Origin of the sequence: Gemmatirosa kalamazoonensis (assembly GCF_000522985.1) — a bacterium.
GTDB lineage: Bacteria > Gemmatimonadota > Gemmatimonadetes > Gemmatimonadales > Gemmatimonadaceae > Gemmatirosa > Gemmatirosa kalamazoonensis.
On record NZ_CP007130.1, the window covers coordinates 239599 to 249583 of the forward strand.

Genomic DNA, 9985 nt, shown 5'->3' on the forward strand with positions numbered 1-9985 from the left:
GGTCCGGTGATCACCCGGCGCGACCAGGCGAGAACGTTTCGCACGGAAGGACTGAGGCCGCCGCGTCGCCGGTCCCTGCCGGCAGCGACACGGTGACGCGCGCGCCACCCCCGGGTGGGTTCTCGAGGCGCAGCTCGGCCCCATCGCCGAAGAGCGCGGCGAGCCGCTCGCGCGTGCCGCGCAACCCGAACCCCGCGCCGGCCGCACCGGTCGTTGGGCGCGCCCCGCGGAGTGTCGCGAAGCCCGCGCCGTCGTCCGTGACGCTCAGCTCCAGACGCCCCCCGTCCACCCGCGCGAGCACGGCGACCCGGCAGACGCCGTCGGCACTCATGCCGTGCGTGATCGCGTTCTCCACCAGGGGCTGGAGCAGCATCCAGGGCACGCGCGCCTCCTCCGCCCTCGCCTCCACGGTGACGCTCGCGCGCAGCGCGTCGCGGAACCGCGCCTCCTGCAGCGCGAGGTAGTCGCGCAGGAACGACACCTCGTCCGACAGCGGCACCAGCGCGCGCGTCTCGGCGCCGAGCGCGCGCCGCAGCAGCCCTCCGAGGCGTGTGACGAGACGACGCGCGAGGACGGGCTCGCGCGTGATGAGCGACGCGATCGTCGTGAGCGCGTTGAACAGGAAGTGCGGCTCGAGCTGCCGCTGCAGCGACTCCACGCGCAGGAGGGCCACGCGCTCGCGGAGTCGCATCTGCTCCATGGCGACCTCCCGCAGGAGCTGCTCGCGGCGCACCACGTGGAGGATCGACGCGATGCTCGCGTACAGCACCACCGTGAACATCGGGTCGACGCGGAACAGCGCGCGCCCGAGATGGAATGGCGGCAGGGACGGTCGGCCGACGACCGCGATGAGGGCGCGCGTGCCGACCGACAGCATGGCGTGGAACACCGGCAGCGCGGCCGCGTGCAGCCCGAGGCGCGCGAAGTCGCGGCGGGACCGGACCGGCCACCGTTCGCAGAAGAGCACGATCGGCGGCACGATCGCGATCAACACCGCCCACTGCGCCGCCTGATCGACGACCAGTCGCACGATGCTCGCCGTGCCCGGCGGGGCGAAGAACGATTCGTACAACCAGCTGCGGAGCACGCCGACCGCGCAGAGCAGCGCGCCCGCGGCCGCCCCGATCAGCGCATACCGTCCGCGCCGCCCCCCACCCGACGTCCGCACCCCCCCCGTCACGCGCCGTCGAGCAGGCGCTGCACCGCCGCGCGGTAGCCGCGGGTGGTCACCACCTGGTGGCCGGTCCGCATCACGAGCACGTAGTCGCCGTGCGACCACCGCTCGATGTGCTTGACGTGGTCGACGTTGACGATCGACGAGCGGTTCACGCGCAGGAACCGGCGGGGGTCGAGGCGCGCCTCGAGGCCGTGCGTCGTGTGTCGGACGACGTGCACGACGTTGTCCACGTACAGGCGCACGTACTTCCCGTCGGCGCCGAACCAGCTGATGTCTTCGACGCGCAGGAGCGCGATGCGGTGACCGACGCGCACCGCGAAGTGCCGCGTGTACCGGTCCAGCTGTGACAGGACCTGTCGCAGCGCGTCGGCCGGCCCCGCGACGGAGGTCGCCTCGGCCCCCTCGGCGGCCGACCGCGCCTGCGCGACCCGTGTTCTCGCGCGGGCCACCGCGCGCGCGAGCCGTTCCTCGTCGACAGGCTTCAGCAGGTAGTCGGTCGCGCTCGCGTCGAACGCCGCGACGGCGTGCTGGTCGAACGCCGTGACGAAGACGACCGCCGGCGGCACGCGGTCGCCGAGGGCGTCGAGCAGGTCGAAGCCGGAGAGCCGCGGCATCCGCACGTCGAGGAACAGCAGGTCGGGCGGCTCGGCGGTGATCGCCTCGACCGCCTCGGCCGGATCCGCGTAGACCCCGACGACCGCGACCTCGGGGTGCTGCTCGACGAGCAGCTGCTCGAGAAACTCGCCGACCGCCGGCTCGTCGTCGACGATCACTGTACGGACAGGCATCGCGTGCGGCATGTCGGAATCGGCAGCCGAGTGCAGTGTGACGGGCAATCGAGCGGCATCGCCGCGCGCCAACATGGCGTACGGCACGGCCCCCGAGCAACTCCATCCCGCGCACGCGCGGGAGCGCGGTGGGCCGCCGGTCCGCGGTGCGACCGCGACGTCACGCCCCGCGCGTGATTCCGACGGCACGACGCGCGGCGACTCGTGGCGCGGGTGCGCGCGCTCGTGCCGCGCAGCGTGCGTCTCGTGCCGCGTTGCTTGTTCGCGCGTCGGTCGCCCCGTAGAGTCGCCACACCTGTGTGGCATACGCCGCTCATCGGCCCGGATTTCACCGCGACGCACGCCGAGCACGGCGAGATCATCGACGCGCTGAGAGTCGGGAGCGCGCGCCGCCCCGAGGGCGGCGTTCAGGCGAACTGGGAGAGCTCCGCGAGCCGACTCGCGCCCGTGATCGACGAGATCGACGCGAGCATGCGACCGTCGGTCGGCCCCATCGCCGTGTCGCGGGCGGGCGAGGCGAGAAGATCGTTCATCACCAGAGACGCGGGGAGAATCGGATGAAGACGGCGTCAGTCATGCCCGTGGTTGCGACCGTGCTGTGCGCCGCCGCATGTGGAGACAGTCCGACGGCCGTCGCCACGCCGGCGAAGGTGCGGTTCTTCAACGCGGTGTGGCCCACGCAGGACAAGATTGGTTTCACGACGAACACCCAGTTCGCAGCCGGCTCCGCCCTCGCATACTTGCAATCGACGCCGACCTGCTCGACACTCGATGCCGGAACCACGACCTTCGGCATCGGTCTGGCCAACGCGAGCGGTACGGCCTTGAACAGCAACACGTTCGTCACGTTGAACGACCAGACCATCACGGACGGCGGCGATTACATCGTCCTCGCGGGCGGCAACATCAATCATCCGTCGGTGGTCCTGCTCGACAACAGCTTCTCCGGCACGCTGGGCGCCAACCAGGCGGCCGTTCGTTTCGTGAACCTCGCGGGGGGAAGCGAGGGCCCCGTGGATGTGTCGAAGGGCACGGCCGGAAGCGGGCCCACGACGGTGGTGCGAGCCAACATGGGATTCCGCGACGCGACGCCCTTCAGCACCGTGACGAGTGGCCCCAATCCTTATACGATCACGTACACCGACACCAACCAGCCTCTCGTTTCAGGTAGCGATGCCACGCTCAACCTGCAGGCTGGGACCGTCAACACGATCGTGATCAGTCGCTTGAATCCGCCAACCGGCAACTTCCAGTTGATCAACGTTCCGCGATGCAACTGACGAGACACGCCACGGCGCTGCTGATTGCATTCGCGTCAGCCGCATGCGCTGGCTCCGGTCCAATCAGCGAAGCGATCACCCAGCCCACCGTCGGCCTCGATTCGTGCACGGTCGCACGGCCGGATCTGGGCGGCCCGGCGACGCAAGCGGAACTGAGTCTGTTCGCCTACGACGCCAAAGCGCCGCTCAACCTGCAGAGGGTCGCCGAGAGCACGGCGGGCGGCGTGGAGCTCAGTGGGATCTCGTACGACAGTCCGGCGGGCGGCCGGGTCACCGGCATACTGGTCGATCCGGTCGATCGCTCGTCTCTGCGGCCGGGCATCATCATCATGCATGGCGCGCCAGGCAGCTCGCGTGACGCGTGGCTGATCGACTATGCGCGGAATTACGCAGCCTCCGGTGCCGTGGTGATCGCGATCGACGCGCCGTTCGCTCGACGCACGGGATCGACGTTGCTGATGACCAGGCAGGATCGCGACGAGCAGATCCAGTTGATGAAGGATCTGCAGCGCGCCGTCGACGTTCTGCGCGCACAGCCCAACGTCGACAAGGATCGCATCGCCTTTCTCGGCGTCAGTTACGGCGGCGCGATGGGCGTGCAGTTCGCCGCCATCGAACATCGCATCAAGGCCGTGGCCCTCGTCGTGGCAAACGGCGGGTGGGTCACGCTGAAGACCCAGCCGAAAGACCTGCCCTCGCTCGCGACGCTGTCCTGTGCCACGCGTGCCGCCTGGTTTCGCGACATGAAGCCCATCGAGCCGATTCGGTTCATCGGGCTGGCGAAGGGAACGCCGTTGCTGCTGCAGAACGGACGGCTCGACGAGCTCGTGGCGGAGGCCGACGCGCAGTTGCTGCACGACGCCGCGCCGGATCCCAAGAAGCTTCTCTGGTACGACGCGGGACACAACCTCACCGCACAGGCCAACCTCGATCGGCACGATTGGTTCGTGCAACAGATCGGTCTGGACCCCCGATGAAACGCGTACGAGCGTCGCTGATCGGACTGGTGGTCGCTGCGTCGTGCGGCAGAGAGCCGACGACGCCCGTCACTCAGCCGGTCACGCCTCCCGCGCAGCAGGAGATGCCGACCACCGGCACCGGCATGCCGGGAATGACGTCGTTCGATCAGCGCGTCCGCGATCTGATGCGGCAGTACGGCATTCCCGGTGGCGCGGTCGCGCTGGTGCGCGACGGGAAGCTGATCTACGCGCGCGGCTTCGGCTACGCGGACGCCGAGAACAAGACGCCCGTGCAGCCCGACGCGCTGTTCCGGATCGCGAGCGTGTCCAAGCCGATCACGAGCGCCGCGATCATGAAGCTCGTCGAGGACGGAAAGCTCGGGCTCGACGATCGCGTGGCGCCGCTCATCGCGGACCTGAAGCCCGCGCCGGGAGCGAAGGTCGATCCGCGGTGGGAGCAGATCACGATTCGCCATCTGCTGAACCACACCGGGGGCTGGGATCGCGACAAGCCGAATGGCGGATTCGACCCGATGTTTCAGTCGGCGGTCGCCGCGGCCGCCGTCGGCGCGCCCGCACCGGCGTCCGCCGAGACGATCATCCGCTACATGAAGGGCATGCCGCTCGACTTCGATCCCGGCACGAAGTGGGCCTACTCGAACTTCGGGTACGACATTCTCGGTCGCGTGATCGAGCGGTTGAGCGGCATGCCGTACGAGGAGTTCGTGCGCACACGCGTGCTGCAGCCCGCCGGCGCCAATCGCACGCGCGTGGGCAAGACGCGCATGAAGGACGCGCTCGCGGACGAGGTGAGGTACTACTACCCCGGGGCGGCGCTGAACTGGCCGCTCGTGCCATCCGTCTTCCCGGGCGAGGGCATCGTGCCCGCGAACTACGGCGGCTACTACCTCGAGGCGACGGACTCACACGGCGGCTGGGTCTCCTCGACGGTCGATCTCCTGCGATTCCTGACCCACGTCGACGGCCGCGCCAGTCCCGCGGACATTCTCAGCCCGCAGCTCGTCGCCGAGATGACGGGCAGCGGCGCGACGACGTGTCCCGACGGCAGCTGCTATTACGCGGCCGGATGGTGGGTGCGCCCCGGCCAGGGCGACGCGACCTGGTGGCACGGCGGAGACTATCCCGGTACGAAGGGCATGCTCGTGCGCTCGGCCAACGGCTTCGCGTGGGTCGCGCTGTTCAACGCCGGTGCGCCTAACAGCCTGGTCAACGAGCTCGATGCCGCGCTCTGGAACGCGCTCGGCGTCATCACGTCGTTTCCGACGCACGACCTGTTCTCGAGCTTCCGATGACATGAGCCGCGGACGAGCCATCGCCGTCGCGACGTGGGCGGCAGCCGTCATGCTGGCGGCGTGCGGGGCCGGCGATCCTGCCGCACCCGACGCGCATGCCGCCCAAAACGCCGACTCGGCCTTCGTGGCCGCGCTGCGCACGCGGCTCGAGACGTCCACGCAAGCCGGCCAGTTCTCCGGGGCCGTGCTCGTCGTCCGCGACGGCCGCACGCTGTTCGAGGGCGCCTACGGCCTCGCCGATCGGGAGCACGGCGTCCCGAACACGCCGACCACCCGGTTCCGCGTCGGGTCGATGTACAAGATGCTGACCGCCGTCGCGGCGCTGCAGCTCGTGCAGGCCGGGACGCTGCGCCTCGACGCATCGTTAGGCACGTACCTGCCGGACTACCCGAACGCGGAGGTGGCATCGCAGGTGACGCTGCACCACCTGCTCACCCACACCGGCGGCACGGGCGACATCTTCGGGCCGGAGTTCATGGCGCACCGGTCCGAGCTCCGCGACCCGTCGGACTACCTCCGGCTCTACGGCACGCGCGGCCTGCGGTTCGCGCCGGGGACGCAGTGGGAGTACAGCAACTACGGCTTCATGCTCCTCGGGGCCGTCGTGGAGCGCGCGTCCGGGACGCGCTACGACGACGTCGTCGCGGCCCGCGTGCTCGGGCCCGCCGGGATGACGGCGACCGGCACGGCCCCCGAGGATTCGCTCGTGCCGGGTCGGTCGGCGGGCTACACGCGGCAGCTGGTGCCTAACGCACTCGTGTCGAACGCGCCGACGCTGCCCTACCGGGGCACGCCCGCGGGCGGCGGGTACTCCACCGTGGGAGACTTCGCGCGCTTCGCCGCCGCGCTCCAGCAGCGCCGACTTCTCGATTCGGCGCACACGACGCAGCTCCTCACCGGGAAGATCGCGATCGGCCAGGGAACGCAGTACGCGTACGGGTTCTTCGACCTCGGCGTCGTGGGCGGCCGGCGATTCGTCGGGCACGACGGGGGTGCAGCGGGGATGAACGGCGACCTCGAGTTCGAGCCCGACGGCGGGTACGTGATCGTCGCGCTGTCGAACCTCGACCCGCCGGCGGCGCAGCAGGTGTCGGCCTTCATCCGCAACAGCCTGCCGGCCACGCCCGCGGGCGCCAGCCGTCAGTACGGCGCGGCCGCGATCGGAGTAGGCTGGACGCCCTCGCCTCAGTAGAGCGACGCGGCGGCGAGCCGCCGCGCGCTGCGGACGGCCCCGCGGCCCGTCACGGCGCCGGGCCGTGCGAGACGGCGGTCAGGCGAGGTGTTGCGCGACGGAATCGTCGCGCGACGCGCGAGACGCGCGGCGTCTGCGTGCTGCCTAACGACGTGACTCGGTCGGCGTGCGTGCGGAACGCCGCCACTCGTGAACGCGAGCAAGCGCGCCGCCTAACGGTTGTGGAAAACTTCGCTCTTGCGGACGCGTCGCAGAGTTGTATTATGGCCCTGCGCGCGCGGGACGGGTTCCCGCGAGCGGAAGTCCTCCCGCGGGACGCCGATCGGAGGACAGGTCCGTCGATAGTTTGGCTTCGATGGATGGGTTGTGAGGTCGCTGGACACAACTGCCGGTTCCGCAGCCGCGGAACGACCTGAGTCGAGCCCGAACGACGAGGGTAAGATCGCCGAACTGACCACGCTCACGGACGCCTAACGGTTTCCGGGAGGTGGCGCCAAAACGAAGGGCGGCGGTCGCCAGCCAAAAGCGAAGCCCCGCACGCGGTAGCGATACCGCGCGCGGGGCTTCGTCGCGCGAGCGAGTCGCGCACGGGCCGTTGTCGCACCGTCCCGCGGCCACCGCGTCACACCACGCGTGCAACCTGCGTGTGCTGCCTAACGAGACGCGTCGCGGCATCGGCGCTCAGCAGAGGAACGACGCGAACGCCTCGTCCGGCTGCGGTGGCTCGATGCGACCCCCCAGCGCGGCGGCCAGAAAGGCCTCGGCCAGCGCGGCGAAGCGCTTCAGGTTCGCCGGGTGGGCCAGCCCGTGTCCCTCGTTGTCGAAGACCAGGTACTGCACGGGGACACCGCTCCCGCGCAGCGCCTCGACGAGCTGGTCGCTCTCCTGCTGCTTGACCCGCGGATCGTTCGCGCCATGCACCACGAGCAGCGGGACGCGAATCGATGGCGCGCGGAAGAGCGGCGACTGCGATTTCAGGAACTCCGGGTCGTCGCCGACGCGCTCGGTCAGCAGCTGCCGCATCGGCTCCCAGTAGGCCGGAATCGCAGCGAGAAAAGTCCGCAGGTCGGAGGGGCCCACGATGTCGACGCCGCACGCGAACGCGTCCGGCGTCCACGCGAGCGCCGTGAGCACCGCGTAGCCGCCGTAACTACCCCCGAAGATCGCGATGCGCGCCGGATCGGCGTAGCCTTCGGCGACGGCCCAGTCGCGCGCGTCGAGCAGGTCGGTGCGCATCGCGCCCGCCCACTCGCGATTCCCGGCGTTCAGGAACGCCTTGCCGTAGCCCGTCGACCCGCGGAAGTTCACCTGCAGCACCGCGTAGCCGCGATTGGCCAGCCACTGCACGATCGGCTCGTAGCCCCACCGGTCGCGATACCACGGACCGCCGTGGACGTAGAGCACCATGGGCAGCCGGCGCGGCGCCGCGCCGACGGGGAGGGTGAGATAGCCCCGGAGTGGGAGACCGTCGCGCGCGGGAAAGGCCACGGGCCGCATCGGCGCGAGCTCGTACGCGAGGAGCGGCGGCCGACTGCAGAACAGGAACGATGCGCGGTGCCGTGCGCGATCGTACGCGTAGAACTCCTCCGGTCGCGCATCGTGCCGATACCGCACGATCAGCGTGGCGCCGTCCGCGCTCGCGTCTTCGATCGAGAAGTCGCCGTCGTCGACCACGCGCAGCGCGTCGAGCTCCTCCGCGAAGCTCGCGGTGAGCGCGGCCCAGACCAGCCGCTCCTTGCAGACGGCCGCGGCGACGACGTCGTGCGTCGCCGGATCGACGAAGACGCGCTCGACGTCATACTCGGGATCCTCCAGCACGACCACGCGCTCGGCGGTCGCCAGGTCGTACCGCACGAGCCGATTCGCGTTCGCATCCTTCGCGCTGATCGCGAAGAGCGCACGATCGTCGGACGAGAACGCGACGAGTCGCGGCGCGCCATCGGCGAAGGCCACCTCGTCGAGCACGCGCCAGGGCGCCGACGCGCCGTCGCGGACGCGAATGACGTACGATCCGCCGGCCACTTGCGCGACGGCCGCGCGCACGACGAGCGCGTTGTCGACGAGCCAGGCGATGACGTCGCCCGAGTTCTCCGTGTCGAGCTCCGCGAGGCCCGCGGCCAGGTTCACCCGATGCACGTCGAGCAGCCGTGGCGTGCGTGCGTTCAGGGTCACGAGCGCCTCCTGCGGGAACCGCGCGTCGAGGGCGAGCGGCAGTGCGCGCAGGTGCTCGCCCGGCGTCAGGTCGCGCGGGGCGCCGCCCTCGAGGTCGACCTGATAGAGGTGGTAGTTCTCGTCGCCGGCGCGGTCCTGCAGATACAAGATGTGCCGCCCGTCGCCCTGCCACGTCGCCCACGGCAGCGGACGCACCGGGTCGTGCGCGACGACTCGATCGTCCCGCGCCCCGATCGTTCGCACCCACACGCTCTGCTTGCCGTCGTGCGGCGCCAGGTAGGCGAGCCGCGCCCCGTCGGGCGACACGCGCGCCGAGTCCCCCTCCGGGTTGCCGAACAGGGTCTCGCGCGGAATGAGCGGCGGCGGGCACAGCTCGAGTGAAGTCGTCATGATGCGAATGTAAAATCACATTCGTGTTACAGCAAGAGGGCCGTTAGCCTGCAACCATGCACAACAGGACCCCCGATGGCGTGATCGCGCCGCAGCAGCAGCGGAGCCGCGATACGCTGGCCCGCCTCCTCAAGGCCACGACCGAGGCGCTCGAGACCCACGGGCTCGACGGCGCGACGATCCCGCGCATCGCCGCCGCCGCCGGCGTCGCGCCGGCGAGCATCTATCGCCGCTTTCGCGACCGGAACGCGCTCGTCCGCGCGGCGCTGGTGGACGCGCTGGAAACGGGCGCCACGGCGCGCCAGACGATGCTGCGCCTCGAGGCGTTCCCGGATCGCACGCTGGAGGGGGTGGTGCGTGGGCTGGTCGCGATCACGGCGCGGCAGTACCGCGCGCAGCCGGGGCTCATGCGCGCGCTGACGCGCTTCATCGAGACCGACACCGATGACGAGTTTCGATCGAGGGCCCTGGCGCTCGTCGCGGGGAACTTCCAGGGGATCACGGACCTGCTGCTCGCCTTCCGCGACGAGATCGCGGCGCCGGATCCCCGGCGCGCGATCATGTTTGCGCTGCTGACCATGGCCACGGTCATCGAGGTCCGCGCGTTGGAGACGGTGTCGATGTGGCACGAGCTGATGCCGGTCTCCGACCAGGAGCTCGAGGCCGAAGTGACGAGGACCGTCCTCGCGTATCTCCGGCTTCCAGCCCGTTAGC

9 protein-coding genes are annotated in these 9985 nt (G+C 70.4%); 5 read left to right on the top strand and 4 right to left on the bottom strand.

All coding sequences use genetic code 11. The features are described 5' to 3' along the window. Positions 1-10: 10 nt before the first annotated feature. From J421_RS28895 to J421_RS34440, 3 genes are all read right to left on the bottom strand, one after another. Positions 11-1180 (bottom strand): sensor histidine kinase, encoded by a 1170-nt coding sequence (locus tag J421_RS28895; protein ID WP_148306615.1) that lies wholly within the window; start codon positions 1178-1180, stop codon positions 11-13. Further along, on the bottom strand, positions 1177-1965 hold the full coding sequence (locus J421_RS28900) for a LytR/AlgR family response regulator transcription factor (RefSeq protein ID WP_025414604.1): 789 nt from the start codon (positions 1963-1965) through the stop codon (positions 1177-1179). Before J421_RS28900 ends, J421_RS28895 begins: the two co-directional genes overlap by 4 nt. Positions 1966-2372: 407 nt before the next feature. Next, entirely contained in the window at positions 2373-2498 is a 126-nt protein-coding gene (locus tag J421_RS34440; RefSeq protein ID WP_260525872.1) for a hypothetical protein, read from the bottom strand. 24 nt (positions 2499-2522) lie between these two features. On the opposite strand from J421_RS34440, the gene J421_RS28905 reads away from it, so the two are divergent. The 4 genes from J421_RS28905 (at position 2523) to J421_RS28920 (ending at position 6709) form a co-directional block, all read left to right on the top strand. Then, the gene (locus J421_RS28905; protein ID WP_025414606.1) at positions 2523-3245 is read left to right on the top strand and encodes a DUF4397 domain-containing protein; all 723 of its coding nucleotides are present in this window, start codon (positions 2523-2525) and stop codon (positions 3243-3245) included. Next, entirely contained in the window at positions 3236-4222 is a 987-nt protein-coding gene (locus J421_RS28910; RefSeq protein WP_025414607.1) for an alpha/beta hydrolase, read from the top strand. The genes J421_RS28905 and J421_RS28910 overlap by 10 nt, the downstream gene beginning before the upstream one ends. Positions 4223-4326: 104 nt before the next feature. Then, complete coding sequence (locus J421_RS28915; RefSeq protein WP_025414608.1) at positions 4327-5517, top strand: serine hydrolase domain-containing protein; 1191 nt, start codon at positions 4327-4329, stop codon at positions 5515-5517. 1 nt (position 5518) lies between these two features. After that, positions 5519-6709, top strand: a complete 1191-nt coding sequence (locus J421_RS28920; protein ID WP_025414609.1) for a serine hydrolase domain-containing protein — start codon at positions 5519-5521, stop codon at positions 6707-6709. Between the two features lie 681 nt (positions 6710-7390). Here J421_RS28920 and J421_RS28925 read toward each other — a convergent pair. Beyond that, positions 7391-9271 (bottom strand): alpha/beta hydrolase family protein, encoded by a 1881-nt coding sequence (locus tag J421_RS28925; RefSeq protein ID WP_104023465.1) that lies wholly within the window; start codon positions 9269-9271, stop codon positions 7391-7393. A gap of 56 nt (positions 9272-9327) precedes the next feature. On the opposite strand from J421_RS28925, the gene J421_RS28930 reads away from it, so the two are divergent. Beyond that, complete coding sequence (locus J421_RS28930; RefSeq protein ID WP_104023466.1) at positions 9328-9984, top strand: TetR/AcrR family transcriptional regulator; 657 nt, start codon at positions 9328-9330, stop codon at positions 9982-9984. Position 9985: the final 1 nt, after the last annotated feature.